The sequence below is a fragment of the Sphingomonas sp. RS2018 genome (assembly GCF_054489605.1).
The window spans coordinates 725,109-741,176 of the sequence record NZ_JBTMWL010000001.1; the positions used below are offsets into that span (position 1 = coordinate 725,109).

General features: G+C 69.4%; 14 protein-coding genes. 9 read left to right on the top strand and 5 right to left on the bottom strand.

Features of this window, described 5'->3' with window-relative positions; all coding sequences use genetic code 11:
• Nucleotides 1–27 precede the first annotated feature (27 nt).
• Nucleotides 28–834 carry a DUF815 domain-containing protein gene (locus tag ACX40P_RS03650; protein ID WP_459124918.1) on the top strand — a complete coding sequence of 269 codons (807 nt, stop codon included), beginning with the start codon at nt 28–30 and terminating at the stop codon, nt 832–834.
• A 33-nt stretch (nt 835–867) separates the two neighbouring features.
• Here ACX40P_RS03650 and ACX40P_RS03655 read toward each other — a convergent pair whose 3' ends face one another.
• Nucleotides 868–2,658, bottom strand: coding sequence for an ABC-F family ATP-binding cassette domain-containing protein (locus ACX40P_RS03655; protein ID WP_459124919.1), 1,791 nt, complete (start codon nt 2,656–2,658; stop codon nt 868–870).
• 267 nt (nt 2,659–2,925) lie between these two features.
• Between ACX40P_RS03655 and ACX40P_RS03660 the strand changes: the two genes are divergently transcribed.
• The 3 genes from ACX40P_RS03660 (at nt 2,926) to ACX40P_RS03670 (ending at nt 5,560) form a co-directional block, all read left to right on the top strand.
• On the top strand, nt 2,926–3,252 hold the full coding sequence (locus ACX40P_RS03660) for a hypothetical protein (RefSeq protein WP_459124920.1): 327 nt from the start codon (nt 2,926–2,928) through the stop codon (nt 3,250–3,252).
• Between the two features lie 31 nt (nt 3,253–3,283).
• Entirely contained in the window at nt 3,284–3,964 is a 681-nt protein-coding gene (locus ACX40P_RS03665; RefSeq protein WP_459124921.1) for a response regulator transcription factor, read from the top strand.
• Between the two features lie 231 nt (nt 3,965–4,195).
• Nucleotides 4,196–5,560 (top strand): sensor histidine kinase, encoded by a 1,365-nt coding sequence (locus ACX40P_RS03670; protein ID WP_459125234.1) that lies wholly within the window; start codon nt 4,196–4,198, stop codon nt 5,558–5,560.
• A 124-nt stretch (nt 5,561–5,684) separates the two neighbouring features.
• Here ACX40P_RS03670 and ACX40P_RS03675 read toward each other — a convergent pair whose 3' ends face one another.
• Both ACX40P_RS03675 and ACX40P_RS03680 read right to left on the bottom strand, forming a co-directional pair.
• Complete coding sequence (locus ACX40P_RS03675; RefSeq protein WP_459124922.1) at nt 5,685–5,999, bottom strand: hypothetical protein; 315 nt, start codon at nt 5,997–5,999, stop codon at nt 5,685–5,687.
• Complete coding sequence (locus ACX40P_RS03680; RefSeq protein ID WP_459124923.1) at nt 5,996–6,181, bottom strand: hypothetical protein; 186 nt, start codon at nt 6,179–6,181, stop codon at nt 5,996–5,998. Before ACX40P_RS03680 ends, ACX40P_RS03675 begins: the two co-directional genes overlap by 4 nt.
• Before the next feature lie 96 nt (nt 6,182–6,277).
• On the opposite strand from ACX40P_RS03680, the gene ACX40P_RS03685 reads away from it, so the two are divergent.
• Nucleotides 6,278–6,898 (top strand): S24 family peptidase, encoded by a 621-nt coding sequence (locus tag ACX40P_RS03685; protein WP_459124924.1) that lies wholly within the window; start codon nt 6,278–6,280, stop codon nt 6,896–6,898.
• A 93-nt stretch (nt 6,899–6,991) separates the two neighbouring features.
• Here the strand turns inward: ACX40P_RS03685 and ACX40P_RS03690 are convergent, their stop codons facing one another.
• A complete protein-coding gene (locus ACX40P_RS03690) occupies nt 6,992–7,183 on the bottom strand; it encodes a hypothetical protein (RefSeq protein ID WP_459124925.1) in 192 nt (63 codons plus the stop codon).
• A gap of 162 nt (nt 7,184–7,345) precedes the next feature.
• Between ACX40P_RS03690 and ACX40P_RS03695 the strand changes: the two genes are divergently transcribed.
• Genes ACX40P_RS03695 through ACX40P_RS03710 form a run of 4 tightly spaced genes read left to right on the top strand, consistent with a single transcriptional unit; the run spans nt 7,346 to nt 14,719 of the window.
• Nucleotides 7,346–7,576 carry a hypothetical protein gene (locus tag ACX40P_RS03695; protein ID WP_459124926.1) on the top strand — a complete coding sequence of 77 codons (231 nt, stop codon included), beginning with the start codon at nt 7,346–7,348 and terminating at the stop codon, nt 7,574–7,576.
• Nucleotides 7,577–7,615: 39 nt separating this feature from the next.
• Nucleotides 7,616–9,577, top strand: coding sequence for an autotransporter assembly complex protein TamA (locus ACX40P_RS03700; protein WP_459124927.1), 1,962 nt, complete (start codon nt 7,616–7,618; stop codon nt 9,575–9,577).
• Nucleotides 9,574–13,731 (top strand): translocation/assembly module TamB domain-containing protein, encoded by a 4,158-nt coding sequence (locus ACX40P_RS03705; RefSeq protein WP_459124928.1) that lies wholly within the window; start codon nt 9,574–9,576, stop codon nt 13,729–13,731. The genes ACX40P_RS03700 and ACX40P_RS03705 overlap by 4 nt, the downstream gene beginning before the upstream one ends.
• Before the next feature lie 13 nt (nt 13,732–13,744).
• Complete coding sequence (locus tag ACX40P_RS03710) at nt 13,745–14,719, top strand: quinone oxidoreductase family protein (protein ID WP_459124929.1); 975 nt, start codon at nt 13,745–13,747, stop codon at nt 14,717–14,719.
• An 85-nt stretch (nt 14,720–14,804) separates the two neighbouring features.
• Here the strand turns inward: ACX40P_RS03710 and ACX40P_RS03715 are convergent, their stop codons facing one another.
• Nucleotides 14,805–16,052 (bottom strand): NF038122 family metalloprotease, encoded by a 1,248-nt coding sequence (locus ACX40P_RS03715; protein ID WP_459124930.1) that lies wholly within the window; start codon nt 16,050–16,052, stop codon nt 14,805–14,807.
• Nucleotides 16,053–16,068: the final 16 nt, after the last annotated feature.

The window sequence follows — 16,068 nt, forward strand, 5'->3', positions numbered from 1 at the left end:
GACACGTGATGTTTTAATGCGCGCGCCATGACCGACACCGACCCCATCCTCGCCCGCATCGCCGCCGCGCTGGAACGCCTCGCACCGGTGCCGCCCGAACCGGCCGACCTGACGCGGCACGCCGCTTATATCTGGGACGGGTCGGGTGTGACCGTCGCGCGCGGGTTCGCGCCGGTGCCGCTCGACCTGTTGACGGGGATGGACGCGCAGAAGACGACGTTGCTCGCCAATCTGGAGCGGCATGCGGCCGGCCTGCCGGCGCACGACGCGCTGCTGTGGGGTGCGCGCGGCACGGGCAAGTCCGCGCTGGTGGCGAGTGCCGCCGCGCAGGCCGGCGTCGCGCTGGTTGAGGTGGCGGCGGCGAGCCTCGACCGGTTGCCGGCGCTGTTCGCGCTGCTGGAGGGGGCGGGGCGGCCGTTCGCGGTGTTCGTCGACGATCTCGGCTTCGCGTCGCCGGCGGAAGGGCGCGCGCTGCGCTCGCTGCTGGAGGGCGGCGCGGCGGCGCGGCCCGCGAACGTGCGGCTGCTCGTCACCTCGAACCGCCGCCATCTGGTGCCGCGCGATATCGAGGAGCAGTCGAGCGCGATCAACCCGCGCGATACGGTGGACGACGCACTGGCGCTGGCCGACCGCTTCGGGCTGAGCATCGGGTTCCACGTGATCGATCAGGACACCTATGTCGCGATCGTCGCACGCTATTTGGCGGCGCACGGCCTGACGCTGGATGCGCAGGACGCGGTTCGATGGGCGACGGTGCGGGGGAGTCGGTCGGGGCGGGTCGCGTGGCAATATGTGGTGGAGCTGGCCGGGCGTGAGGGGAAGCGGTTGGCGTGAGGGGCAACCGCACCTTCGCTCAGCACGAACGGACTATTGTAACCCCTCCACCATTTCCGCCAGTTCCAGCCAGCGCAGTTCCGCCGCGTCCTTCTCCGCGCGCGCCTTCACCACCGCGGCCATCAGCATGTCGAAGCGTTTCGGATCGCGGACGTAGAGGTCGCCTTGCCCCATCGTCGCCTCGTCGCGGGCGATGGCGGCGTCCAGTTCCTCGATGCGTTTGGGCAGCAGGTCGTAGTCGCGCTGGTCCTTGTAGGTGAGCTTCACCGATTTTGGCTTGGGCGCTTCGGCGACGACGGCGGGTTTCTGCACCGATTTGGCGGCGTTGCGGCCCTTGCGCTTCGATTCCCAGTCGGCATAGCCGCCCGCGACCACGTCGACGCTGCCCGATCCGTCGAGGCCGAGCGTCACGGTGACGGTGCGGTCGAGGAAGTCGCGATCGTGGCTGACGATCATGACCGTGCCGGCGTAATCGGCGATCACTTCCTGCAACAGGTCGAGTGTTTCGAGGTCGAGATCGTTGGTCGGCTCGTCGAGCACCAGCAGGTTCGATGGCCGCGCGAACTCCCGGGCCAGCAGCAGCCGCGAACGCTCGCCGCCCGACAGCGTGCCGACCTTCGCATCGACGAGGCCGGGTTCGAACAGGAATTCCTTCAGATAGCCGATGATGTGCTTCTTCACGCCCAGCACGTCGATCCACTCGCCACCCTCGGCCAGCACCTCGCGCACCGTCTTGTCGGGAGCCATCAGCTTGCGCTGCTGGTCGATGACGATGCCGTCGAGCGTTTTGGCGAGGCGGATGGTGCCTTCGTCGGGGGCGAGTTCACCGGTCAGCAGGCGCAGCAGGGTCGTCTTGCCTGCGCCGTTCGCGCCGACGATGCCGATGCGGTCGCCGCGCGTCACGCGCAGGGTGAGATCGCGGATGATGGCGCGCTGTTGGTCTCCGGCGCCGAAGCGCTTCGTCACGCCCTTCGCGTCGATGACGACCTTCGTCTTCGAATCGTCCGATCCGACCTGGATCGCGGCGGCACCTTGCGGCCCGGTCATCGCGGCGCGTTCGGCGCGCATGTCCTTCAGCTTGGCAAGACGCCCCTGATTGCGGCGGCGACGGCCGGTGACGCCGCGTTGCAGCCAGTGCTCCTCGATCTTCAGTTTCGCGTCGAGGCGGGCGGCGTTGCGCTCCTCCTCGGCATAGACCGTCTCGGTCCACGCCTCGAACCCCCCGAAGCCGACGTCCGCGCGCCGGATCTTGCCGCGGTCGAGCCACAATGTCTGGCGGGTGAGGCGGGTCAGGAAGGTGCGGTCGTGGCTGATGACGACGAACGCGCCGCGGAAGCGCGACAGCCAGTCCTCCAGCCATTCGATCGCATGGATGTCGAGGTGGTTGGTCGGCTCGTCGAGCAGCAGGATGTCGGGATCCTGCGCCAGCGCGCGGGCGATGGCGGCGCGCCTGCGTTCGCCGCCCGACGCCGTGGCAGCTTCGCGCATCAGGTCGATGCCGAGCTGGTCGGCGATCGCCTCCACCTCGTGCGCGGCGGGGGCGTCGTCGCCGGCCAGCGCGAAATCGCGCAGCGTCGCGAAGCCGGCGACCTTCGGATCCTGTTCGAGGATGACGAATCGCGTGCCGGGCACGATCGTGCGCCGCCCCTCGTCGCTGTCGATCTGTCCGGCGATCAGACGCAGCAGCGTCGTCTTGCCCGCGCCGTTGCGGCCGATGAGCGCAAGGCGATCACGTTCGCCGATGAAGAGATCGAGATCGCGGAAGAGCCAGCCGGAACCCTGATTGAGTCCGAGGCCTTCGTAGGCGAGAATTGGTGCGGCCATAGGCGAGCGCGCCTAGCGGTTTAGCGACGCTAAATCGAGGCATAAGCGCCGGGTTTAAATCCTCCCCTCCCTTGTCAGGGAGGGGAGTGCTGCCTTTCCATGCGGGCAGGACCGACACGGAAGTGAATGCCGTGTCGTCGGATGGGCTTTGCCCGCCGGCCCACCTTGCGCGAGTCAGCAAGTCTGCTGCCGCGCTTCGGTACATTGCGACAGGCTTTCCGACCTATTCACAGGCTGTTCAATCCGCCGCCTCTATGCAAAGCCGGCATGAAGATGTTGACCGCCATCGCCTTTACCGGCCTGCTCGCCGCGATGCCCGTCGTGGGCGCGACGACCGATGCCGGGAGCGAATCCGGGCAGAACCGTCGTGGTGACGCCGGGGCGGCGGCCACCGCGCACAAGCAGGGCCGCATGCTGTCGCTGGCCGAGATCGAGAAGAAGATCGTGCCGTCGATGCGCGGCGCGCAGTACATCGGCTTCGTCTTCGATTCGGACAGCGCCGTTTACACACTGAAGTTCCTGCGCGATGGGAACGTCATCTGGATACTGGTCGACGGCCGGTCGGGCGCGGTGCTGGGCCGCGCCGGCGGTTGATCGATACATTCACACAGGGAAGGAGAGGCCTATGCGCGTCCTGATCGTCGAGGACGAGCCCAATCTGGGCCAGCAGCTGCGCTCGACGCTGGAGGGGGCGGGCTATGCCGTCGACCTCGCGACCGACGGGGAGGAGGGGCATTTTCTCGGCTCCACCGAACAGTATGACGCGATCATCCTCGACCTCGGCCTGCCCGAGGTGGACGGGCTGACCGTGCTCGATCGCTGGCGCAAGGAGGGGCGCAGCGCCCCCGTGCTGGTGCTGACCGCACGCGACAGCTGGTCCGACAAGGTCGCCGGGCTGGACGCGGGCGCCGACGACTATGTCGCCAAGCCGTTCCAGACCGAGGAACTGATCGCCCGCCTGCGCGCGCTGATCCGCCGCGCCTCGGGCAACGCCTCGGCCGAGCTGACCGCGGGCGACATCCGGCTCGACACGCGCTCGGGCAAGGTGACCAAGGCCGGCGAGCCGGTGAAGCTGACCGCGCAGGAATACAAGCTGCTGAGCTACCTGCTGCATCACAAGGGCAAGGTCGTCAGCCGCACCGAATTGATCGAGCATATCTACGACCAGGATTTCGATCGCGATTCGAACACGATCGAAGTGTTCGTGACGCGCATCCGCAAGAAGCTGGGGCAGGACGTGCTGACGACGATCCGGGGGCTCGGCTACAGCCTCGACGAGCCGGACGAGCGCCGGCCGACCGAGTGACCGCGCACGCGGCGGTGACGGGGCGACGCGATGCGGCGTGAGAGCGAGATCGCGCTCATGGTCGTGGGCGTCGTCTGCGGCCTGACCGGCGGGTTCATCCTTTACGATTCGGTGGCGTGGGCGGGCAGGGCGCTGTTCATCGTCGGCACCTTCGCCGCCGCGCGGCTGGGGTGGATATTGTTCTCGGGCGAGGACGACCCCGTGCCCGAGCCGGCGGCGGCAGCGCCCGCCATGCCGGGCGAACCCGCCCCGCGACCCTATGTGCGCGTCACGGGATCGCTGTCGCGGCGCATGATCCTGATCGCGGCGGCGTGGATCATGGTGTTGCTGACCGGCGGCGGCTTCGCGCTCGACCGGGTGCTGTCGTCGTCGATCGAGGCGAATTTCGACAACCAGCTCGACTTCCTGCTGAACACCATGCTGGTGTCCGCAGAGATCGGGCCGGAGGGCGAGGTGCGCTTCAGCCGCGAGCTGGCCGACCACCGCTTCCTCGAACCCGGATCGGGGCTCTACTATCAGGTCAGCGGCGCGGGGTTCGAGACGTTTCCCTCGCAATCGCTGTGGGATCGCACGCTGCGCGTCACCGCCGCGCGCGCCGACAACCAGGTCCATACCTACGACAGCAAGCAATTCGGCGACGAGAAACTGCGCGTGATGGAGCGCGACGTGACGCTGCCCGGATCGCCGGTGCGCTGGAAATTCCAGGTGGCGCAGAGCCGCATCGCGCTCGACGAACAGATCGAGGCGTTGCGCCGCGTGCTGATCCGCAGCTTCCTGCTGCTCGGCGCGGGGCTCATCATCATGGTGGCGTTGCAGACGGGCTACGGCCTGCTCCCCTTGCGCGAGGTGCGGCTGGAGATTCAGCGGATGCGCGCGGGCAAGTCGACGCGGGTCGAGGGCGCGATGCCCGCCGAAGTCGCGCCGATGGTTGAGGAACTGAATGCGCTGGTCGCGCACAACGATCGGCAGGCCGAGGAGGCGCGGCGGCATGCCGGCAATCTGGCGCATGCGCTGAAGACGCCGCTGACCGTCATCATGAACGCCGCCGCGGCGGGGCAGGCCGACCTTGCCGAAACCGTGGTGCGCGAGGCGCGGACGATGCGGCGGCAGGTCGATCACCACCTGGCCCGCGCGCGCGCGGTCGGGCGGCGCGGCTCCGCGCATAGCCGTGCGGAGGTGTGGCCGAGCATTCAGGCGGTCGAGCGTGCGGTCGCGCGGCTCTATCCCAACGTCCGCATCGACGTGGACGGGGTGAAGGATCTGGTCGCGCATATCGAGCGGCAGGATCTGGATGAAATTCTCGGCAATCTGGTCGAGAATGCCGCGAAATACGGCGGCGGCAGCGTGTTCGTGACGGTGGGCGCGCAGGCCGGCTTCGTCGAGATGCTGGTCGAGGACGACGGCGTCGGCATCCCCGAAGCCGACCGCATCCGCATCTTCGATCGCGGGGTGCGGCTCGATTCGGGGAAGCCGGGGACGGGCCTCGGGCTCGCCATCGTGCGCGATGTGGCGGAGATCTACGAGGGTACGGTGAGTCTGGAGGAGAGCGATGATCTGGGCGGGCTGCTGGTGCGGTTGCGCCTGCCGGCGGCTTGAAGGGGCTCATTCCCTTTTCCGTTCGTCCGGAGCGAAGTCGAAGGACCGTCCTTCGTGCCCAAGGGGTATCGTGTGTGGATCGAAGAACGGTGCTTCGACAGGCTCAGCACGAACGGCAGGGGGTTTACCCATCCTCCAGCGTCAGCACCTCTACATGCGCCAAGACATCGCCGCCCGAACGCTCGATCGTGGTGACCGCGACATCCGCGACCAGATGACCCCGCACCGACAGTTCGGCCTCCTCCAGTTCGCCGATCCAGCTGTCCGTATCGAGCGACCGCGCTGCCCGCAGCGTCAGCGTGTGGCGCGCGCCCGAGAAGGTGGCGCTCGCCCAGGCGCGCGAGCCGAGTGATTCGATCGTGAGGCTGACCGCCGAGCGCGCCGCCGATTCGATCAGCGCGCGTTCCAGCAGCGCGCCGGCATCCGGGCGGCGGCTCATGCGCGCTTGCCCGAGTTTGCGGCGATATACGCCTCGATCCGGGCGCACATGCCCGGTCCCGGTTCGCGCCCCCGCTCCAGATCGCCGACCAGGCGCGGGTCGTTGGCGACGTGGCGACCGAACAGCGTCGGCGGCATCCCCGAATCGCGCAGGTAGCGGTTGATGACGACAAGGACAGACATGGCTTCAGACCTCCGATTCGAATCATTTGTTCCTTGTCTGTTCTCTTTTCCGATTTCCAACTTGTCTAGGGAATTTCCTACGGTTATGCTTTCGCTATGGAACCGGACGCCCAGCGCGCCGCGCTGTCGGCGCTGATCGACCGCAGCGGTGCCAGCCTCGCCACGTTGTCGCGCGTAGCCGGGCGCAACGCGGCGTGGATGCAGCAGTATTTGCGCCGCGGATCGCCGCGGCTGTTGCCCGAGCGCGAGCGCGGCCTGCTCGCGCGGTTCTTAGGGGCGGATGAAGCGGTGCTGGGCGGCGTGGCGGCGGGCGGGGGCGATATCGTGCGGGTGCCGCAGCTGGCGGTGACCGTATCGGCCGGACCGGGCCGCTTCGCCACCGACGAGGCGGCGGTGGCGAGCGCGGGCTATGCGCGCGCCGATCTCGATCGGCTGGGCATCGCCGCGGGATCGGCGGCGGTGCTGACCGTCGCTGGCGATTCGATGTTCCCGACCATCCATGACGGCGATCGCATCCTGGTCGACCGGGCGCAGCGTGTGGCAGGACGGAATGGCGCGATCTGGGTGATCCGCATCGACGACGCGCTGCACGTCAAGCGGCTGGTCGACGATGGCGACGACTGGCGGATCGTCAGCGACAATGCGGACGATATCGTGCGGGCGAAGCGCGACGTGGAGGTGCTGGGGCGGGTGGCGCTGCTGTCGCGGGCGATGTGAAGTTTTCCGCACTTCCGGGAAGGCGGGAGCCCAGGGTTATCAGCGACAGTTTTTGTGGCTCTGGGCTCCCAACCGCGAGAGAGCACCGTTAGGTCACCGCCGGTTGTCGCGCATCCACAGCAGCGTGGCGATGACGATCCCACTGACCACGCCGACAAGAAATCCTACCGTCGGCTGGCCCAGCAGAAAGCCGATCACGAGGCCGGCGACGATCGCCAGCATGATCGGGCCGCCGGCGCCGGTGGGTTCGGGAGTCGGGGTCGGGGCGGGATCGTCGGTGGTCATGGTCGGCGACGCCTTGCCATGTCCCGATGCGAGACGCCACCGTCCCGTATCGGCACGCCCGGGACGGTCGGCAGGGCAGGGCGCCGGGGCCGTTTACCTTCGTGTCGCGCGCTGTCCGGCATCGGCGACGTTCTGGCACGCGGCTTGAGTGTAGGGGCTTCGATGATCGAACGCCTCCCCCCGCCTGCCGCCCCCTGCCTGACCGACCGCAGCGAAGTCGATACCGCCGCCACGCTGATCGCGGGCTTTGGCAGCGACGCCGGTTTCGAGGCCGCCAACCGCGCCGAACGCAGCCGCGACCTCGGCAATGCGGTCGGCTTCGCGCGGTGGCGGTCGGTCGAACGGCTCATCATGTTCCTGGCGAGCGACGAAGCGCAGGGCACGCGGCATTAAATCATTGTCGTAGCAGCGGGCTGCGCGCTAGGTCGGGCCATGTTCGGCCCCGCTCGCCGGCCCTGCGCGATCGCCGCTGCGTGGCTCGCGTTCGCGCCGTTCACCGCCCATGCGCAGGACGCACCGGCCACGCCGCCGCCCGCGCCGGCGGACGGTGGCGGGCTGGACCCGGCGTCGCCGATGGCGCCCTTGCCCGGCATCGGCGTGGACTGGCCCGATCTGACGAGCGCACCCGCCGATCAGGATGCGGTATCGACCGAGCGCGCGCAGATCGCGCCGGAAACGCGCTATTCGTACAAGCTCATCGGGATCGACGGCGTCGCCAGCGCCCTGTTGCGTCAGCGCTTCGACGCCGAATCCTCGCTGCGCGCCAATCGCGACGACAAGGCGCTGTCGGCACAGGTCGATCGCCGCGCGCGCGAGGATGCCGGGCTGCTCGAGACGCTGCTGCGCGCCGAGGGCTATTACGACGCGCGGGTGACGACGCGGGTCGAGCCGCAGGCGGGTGCGCTGGTGGTGACGCTGGAGGCGGAGCCGGGCGCGCTGTACCGCTTCGCCGACGTCGAGCTGGCAGGTGTGCAGGCGGCGGGGGCGAAGGCCGACACGCTGCGCGACGCCTTCGGCATCGCCCGCGATGCGCCGGTGAACAGCGACACCATCGCCGCCGCCGAGGACCGGCTGCGCACCGCGGTGGGCGAGGAGGGCTTCGCTTTTGCACGCGTCGGCGAACCGGCGATCGTCGTCGATCGCGCGACCCGCACCGCGACGCTGTCGATGAGCGTGACGCCGGGCACCGAGCGCCGCTTCGGCCGCATCCGCATGGATGACACGCGCATCTTCGGCCCCGGCCATGTGCAGGACATCGCCCGGTTCAAACCCGGTCAGGAATACGACGCGTCTGCGCTGATCGACCTGCGCCGCGCGCTCGTCCAGACCGGGCTCGTCTCCTCCGTCCGCGTCGATCCGGTCGAGACCGGCGATCCCGCGACCGTCGATATCGCCGTGGCGCTGGAGCCCGCGCCGCCGCGCACGATCGCGGGTGAGCTGGGATACGGCACCGGCGAAGGTGCGCGCGCGGAGGTCAGCTGGACGCATCGCAACTTCTTTCCGCCCGAGGGCGCGGTGACGCTGCGCGGGGTGCTCGGCACGCGCGAGCAGCTCGGCTCGATCGTCTTCCGCCGCAACAATTTCCACGGCCGCGACCGCGTGCTGACGCTGCAGCTGTCCGCCGCACATACCGAGCGCGACGCCTATGAGGCCGATACCGTACAGCTGGCCGGTACGCTGGAGCGGCAGACCAACATCTTCTTCCAGAAGGCGTGGACGTGGTCGCTGGGCGCGGAGCTGGTCGCGACCGACGAGCGCGACGTCATCCTGTCGACGGGCGCGCCGCGGCGGCGGACGTATTTCATCGGCGCGTTGCCGACCAGCCTGATCTACGACGGGTCGGACGATTTGCTGAACCCGACGCGCGGCTTTCGTCTCGGCGGGCGGTTCAGTCCTGAACTGTCCCTGGTCGGCAGCGCGTTCGGCTATGCGCGGATGCAGCTGGATGCGAGCTATTACCGCCCGGTCACGTCGCGCGTCGTCGCGGCGGGTCGCATCCGCCTCGGCACGATCGCTGGCGCGCCGCGTGATGCCATCGCCCCGTCGCGGCGGTTCTACGCCGGCGGCGGCGCATCGGTGCGTGGTTACGGCTATCAGTCGATCGGGCCGCGCGACCTGAACAACGACCCCATCGGCGGGCGCAGCATCACCGAATTCTCGATCGAGGCGCGGGTGAAGGCGTTCGGCAATTTCGGGATCGTGCCGTTCATCGACGGCGGCAACATCTACACCACACCGCTGCCGAAATTCGCCGGCTTCCGCTACGGCGCGGGGCTGGGCGTCCGCTATTATTCGAACTTCGGGCCGATCCGCATCGACGTCGGCACCCCGCTCAATCCACAGCGGGGCGATCCGAAGATCGGCGTCTACGTCTCACTGGGGCAGGCGTTTTGAGCCAAACCGCGGAGACTCTGCCGCCACCGGCGCCACGGCGGCGGCGCTGGCTCGCGTGGGTCGGAATTGCGCTGCTGCTGGCCGTGGCGCTGCTGGTCGCGGCGGCGGGGCTGCTGGATACGCAGATAGGACACCGCTTCGTCGCCGACCGCATCGGCGCGCTGCGCCCCGCCAACGGCCTGCGCTATTCGGTCGGGAGGATCGACGGGTCGCTCTATGGCAAGGCGGTGCTGATCGACGTGCGCGTGCGCGACGCCGATGGCTTGGTGTTCCAGGCACCGCGCGCGCTGCTCGACTGGCGACCGTTCGACTGGCTCAACAACCGGTTACGTATCGAGAGCCTCGATGTGTCACAGGCGACGTTGCTGAAGCGCGTTCGTCTGCTGCCGACCGGCAAACGCGGGCCGATCCTGCCCGGATTCGACATCCGGATCGGACGGTTGCGGATCGACCGCCTGACGCTGCTGCCCCCAGTGTCGGGTCAGCGGCGCGTCGCCACCATCGCCGCGCGCGCCGACATCCGCGCGGGAAGGGCGATGATCGACCTCGCCGTCGCCGTTGCCGGGACCGACCGGCTGCGGCTGCGGCTGGATGCGGAGCCCGACCGCGACCGGTTCGACGTGGACGTGACCGCGCGCGGGGCGGCGGAGGGCGTGCTGGCGGCGCTGACCGGCATCCGCCGGCCGCTGGCGCTGGAACTGGACGGCGACGGACGCTGGGCCGCGTGGCGCGGCAGCCTGCGCGCCGATGCGGGGGCGGCGCGGATCGTCGACCTGCGCCTCACCAACGATGCCGGTCGCTACGGCCTGTCCGGGGTGGTCGCGCCCTCGGCGATCGTGACCGGCAAGTTGCAGCGGCTGTCGGCCCCGCGCGTGCTGGTGAACGGCGCGGCGACCTATGCCGCGCGCCGCATCGACGGGTCGCTGTCGCTGCGGTCGAGCGCGCTGGCGATCGACACCACGGGCGAGCTCGATCTGGCGAAGAGCGTCTATCGCAACGTCCGCGTCGCCGCGCGCCTGCTCCGCCCGAGCGCGCTGTTCCCCAATATGACGGGTCGCAACGTCGCGTTGCGCGCGATCCTCGACGGGCCGTTCGCCACCGCCGCGTTCGACTATCGCCTGACCGCCGATCGCTTCGCCTTCGATAACACCGGGTTCGAGGGCGTGCGCGCCGCCGGTCAGGGGCGGCTCTCGCCGGCGCCCGTCACGCTGCCGGTCGCCTTCACCGCGCGGCGCGTGACCGGGGTGGGCGAGGTCGCGGGCGGGATCCTCGGCAATCTGTCGGTGGCGGGCAAGCTGCGCGTGACGGCGACCGAGATCACCGGAGACGACCTGCGGCTTCTGTCGGACAAGCTGAACGGCAGCATCGGGCTGTTCCTCGACCTGCGTACCGGGCGGTACGAGGTCTCGCTGACGGGTGGCCTCCGGCGCTATCTAATTCCTGGCCTCGGGGTCGTCGACGTCACTTCGCGGCTGTCGGTGGTGCCCGGCGCGAACGGGCGCGGCACGCGCGTCGTCGGGCGCGGTGCGGCGCAGATGGTGCGGCTGGACAACGGCTCTTTCCAATCGCTCACCAACGGCCTGCCGCGCATCGTCACCGGGCTGGAGCGTGGCAATGACGGAGTCCTGTACTTCCGCGGGCTCCAGCTGGTGTCGCCCGGCCTGCGGCTGACCGGCAACGGTTATCGCCGCCGCGACGGCAGTTTCCATTTCGAGGGCGCGGGCACGCAGGTACGCTACGGCCCGCTGACCATCCGGCTCGACGGGCGGATCGAGCGACCGACACTCGACCTGACGTTCCAGCGCCCCGCGGACGCGCTGGGCCTGCGCGGCGTCACCGCGCACCTCGACCCGACGCCGCAGGGCTTCGCTTTCACCGCCGCCGGCGGATCGACGCTGGGGCGGTTCGATGCGGCGGGCGCGATCCTGCTGCCGCGCGGGGGGGAGGCGCGGGTGCAGGTCGATCGACTGGATGTTGCGGGTACGCGGGCGAGCGGCGCGATCGATATCGTCGACGACGGCTTTGCGGGCAGGCTCGACGTATCGGGTGGCGGTCTGTCGGGCGCGATCCAGTTCGCGCCGCGCGGGGGCGTGCAGGGCATCGGTATCTCGCTCGACGCGCGCGCGGCGCGGCTGGCCGATGCGCTGACCGTCCGGCGCGGGCATGTCGAGGCCGATGTGCTGCTCGACCCCGCCGGCACGACGATCGAGGCCACGCTGACCGCGCAGGGGCTGCGGCGCGGTGCGCTGTCGCTCGCGCGGCTGGCGGCGAACGTGAAGCTGGTCGACGGGGTGGGCGAGGCGCGCGCCTCTATCGCCGGCAGCCGCGGGCGGGCGTTCGCGATCCAGTCGGTGATCGGGATCAGCCCGGACCGCTACGTCGTGCAGGCACAGGGCACGGTCGACCGCCGGCCGATCGCACTGTCGCAGCCCGCGACGATCGTCCGCGACGGCGACGGCTGGCGGTTGCAGGACGCGCGGCTGAGCTTCGCGGGCGGCGAGGCGCAGCTGTCGGGGCGCACCTCGGCGGCGCAGACCGAGGTCGATGCACGCCTCGCGCGGATGCCGCTGTCGGTGCTCGACATCGGCTATCCGGGCATGGGGCTGGGCGGCAGTGCGACCGGCACGCTGCGCTATGTCGCGACCGCCGGTGGCGCGCCGACCGGGCGGATCGACATGACGGTGCGTGGCCTGACGCGATCGGGCCTGATCCTGTCGTCCAAGCCCATCGATGTCGGCGTGGCCGGCGTGCTGGATGCGTCGAAGGCGGGGTTCCGCGCGGTGATGGCGTCGGGCGGACAGACGATCGGGCGCGCGCAGATGCTGCTGACGCCGCTCGGGTCGGGCGGGCTGGCGGAGCGTCTCGCCGCCGCGCCGCTGGTCGCGCAGATCCGCTATGGCGGGCCGGCGGACACGCTGTGGCGGCTGACGGGGGTCGAGCTGTTCGACCTGTCGGGTCCGGTGGCGATCGGCGCGGACGTGTCGGGGACGCTGGCCTCGCCACGCATCCAGGGGTCGCTTCGGACGCAGAACGCGCGGATCGAGAGCGCGACGACCGGCACCGTGCTGCGCAACGTCGCCGCCACCGGACGGTTCGGCGGGTCGCGGCTCGTCATCGACAGCTTCACGGCGCAGGACGCCGGCACCGGTCGCGTGTCGGGCAGCGGCGCGTTCGAGTTCGCCGCCTCGCACGGCATCGGCATCGACCTGTCGGTGCAGGCGCAGGCCGCGAAGCTGATCGGCCGCGATGACATTGCCGCCACCGTGACGGGTCCGTTGCGCTTTCGCTCGGACGGGTCGGGCGGCGTCATCTCGGGGCAGGTCACGGTCGGCAGCGGACGCTATCGGCTGGGGCAGGCGGCGCAGGCCGCCCCCGTCCCCCGGCTCAACATCCGCGAGGTGAACGTGCCCGGCGGCGACGAGGACGATGCGCCGCGCGCGCCCTGGCGGCTCGATCTGGATGCGCGCATCGGCGAGGGCTTCGTGGTGCGCGGCCTCGGCCTCGACAGCGTCTGGGCCGGCAATCTGAAGATCGGCGGCGAGCCGACCAATCCGCGCATCACCGGACGGCTCGACCTGGTCCGCGGCGATTACGAATTCGCCGGCCGGGAGTTCGAGATCGAGCGCGGCATCATCCGCTTCGACGGGTCGGTGCCGGCAAACCCGGTGCTCGACATCGCCGCGCGGGCCGATGCGCAGGGGCTGAACGCCACCATCCGCGTGACCGGTACGGCGGAGCGGCCGGAAATAGGTTTCAGCAGCATTCCTGCGCTGCCGGAAGACGAGCTGCTCTCGCGCCTGTTGTTCGGCACGTCGATCACCAGCCTGTCCGCGCCGGAGGCGTTGCAGCTGGCGGCCGCCGTCTCCGCGCTGCGCGACGGCGGCGGCGGGCTGAATCCGATCAATGCGGTGCGGCGTGCCGCAAGACTCGACCGGCTGCGCATCCTGCCAGCCGATCCGCAGACCGGCGCGGGGACCTCCATCGCCGCCGGCAAGTATCTGACGCGGCGCGTGTATGCGGAGATCATCTCGGACGGGCAGGGCTATTCGGCGACGCGCGTCGAGTTCCAGGTTACGCGCTGGCTGTCGCTGCTGTCGTCGATCAGCACGATCGGGCGGCAGAGCGCGAACGTGCGCGTGTCGAAGGATTATTGAGGGAGACGGCGACGTGAAGGCACGGACAGCGCGGATCGAGCGAACCGGTGGGCCAGAGGTGATCGAGTGGGTCGATGTCGACCTGCCGCCGCCGGGGCCGGGCGAGGTGCTGCTGCGCACTACCGCAGTCGGACTGAACTACATCGACACCTATTTCCGCAGCGGGCTCTACCCGAGCGCGATGCCCGCCGGACTGGGGTCGGAAAGCGTCGGCGTGGTCGAAGCGGTGGGCACGGGCGTCGAGCTGGCTGTCGGCGCGCGGGTCGGCACCTTCGGCCCGACCCGCGGCGCCTATGCGACCGCGCGGATCGTGCCGGTCGATGAACTGATCGCGCTCCCCGACGACATCGACGATCACACCGCGGCGGCGATCCTGCTGAAGGGCGGGACGACCGAATTTCTCGTCGATCGCTGTGCGGAGGTAACGGCGGGGCAGAGCGCACTGGTGTGGGCAGCGGCCGGGGGCGTCGGACATCTGCTGGTCGGTTGGCTGAAAGCGCGCGATGCCGTCGTGATCGGTATCGCCGGTGGGGCGGAAAAGGGCGCAGCCGTCCGCGCGGCGGGCGCCGACCACGTGCTCGACCATCGCAGCGACGATATCGCCGCGCGCGTGCGCGAGCTGACGGGTGGCGAAGGGGTCGACGTGGTGTTCGACGGCGTCGGCAAGGCGAGCTGGGCGGCGTCGCTGGCGGCGACGCGGCGGCGGGGGCTGATCGTCAGCTTCGGCAATGCATCGGGCGCGGTCGATGGCATCGGCCTAGGGGCGCTGGCGAGCCACGGCTCGCTGTTCGTCACGCGCCCGACGATGTTCGATTATTATCGCAGCGTCGAGGAGCGGCGCGCCGGCTTCGACTCGGTGTTCGCGATGTTGCGCTCGGGCGCGATCCGGCCCGAGATCGGCCAGACCTTTGCGCTGGAGGATGCCGCCGACGCGCACCGCGCGCTGGAAGCGGGCGAAACGCGGGGCAGCACGTTGCTGCTCCCCTAAGGTCCACAAACGACGACGGCGGAGGTTGCCCCCCCGCCGTCGCGTTTTCGACGATGTCGGCGGAGCGATGCCCCGCCGTTACCGATCAGGCGAAGCGCACCGTGGTGGTGCGACGCTTCGAGCGCATCGCGAAGCCGACCGCGCCGAAGCCCAGGATCATCATCATCCAGGTCGACGGCTCAGGCACCACCGGCGTCGCCTGTGCGGCGAACTGGCGGTAGGCCTCGGCAGTCGTGTAGCGATAGCCCTGGTTCAGGTTCGCATCGAACGACGTGCGCCAGCCGATCGCATCGAACGCCGCGATGTCGAGCGCGGTGATTTCCTGCATCTGGCCATAGCCCGAGGTCGGATCCATCACGCCGATCTGCGGCACGTTGGCGGCGCTGTCGTAGAAGTGCGACGCCTGACGGCCACGGCCACCGTTCAGACGGCCCATTTCCATGCGAGAATCGCCGTACAGCTGGCTGACGCCGCCGTCGATCGAGAAATACGCCTGGCCTTGCGTCGTCCAGTCGAGCAGACCCGCCTCACCGTAGCGGAACAGGTCGAGCTGGGTCATGATGGTCTGACCTTCCAGCGCGGGCTGAAGCGCCGTGCCCGCGAACCGTGCGGTGCCGCCCGGCGAGGTGTAAGAATCGACGACATCGACACCGCTGCGGAAGCCGAGTGCGTGACCGATTTCATGGATCGCGACGCCGATGAAATCGAATTTGTCGCTGTCGATGCCGTCGGTCGGATCGAAATCGAACGCGAAGCCGGTGCTGAACTGAACGCTACCATCGACGGCGGTCAGGGGGTTCCCGAACACATCGGACGTGAAGCCCATCGCCTTGCCCAGCGACGAGTTCATCGAGATGGTCGAGCTGTTCTGCGATCCGTCGCTGTCGATACGGGTTGCGGTATCCAGATAGCCGTTGTTCGTCGCATTCAGCGCGTTCGTGCGTGCGGTCACCGCGCTGGTGTCACCGAAAATATCGGTCGTCAGCGGCCGCAAGGTCGCCACCGCCGATGCATCGACCGTCGACGACGCGTTGGCCGCCAGCGCGCTGTAATAGTCCTGATTGATCTGGATGTTCGTGCCGCTGCTCGTCGAACCGAGAATGCCGGTGCCCAGCGCGGAGAAGCCGATGTTCAGCGTGACGGTCGAGTTGTTGGTAAGGACCGACGACCAATAGGCGGCGGCGATCTCGAAGCCCTTGCGGGCGTTCGTTCCGGCGGCGGTGCCGGCATTGAGGCTATTCAGAACGAAAGTCACGGCCTGCGCCTGCGGCGCGGCGGCTGAAAGCGCGGCAACCGCGACTGTGGCGCACGCGAAAAGCTTGAACGTCTTCATAGTCCCCCCTCGATGA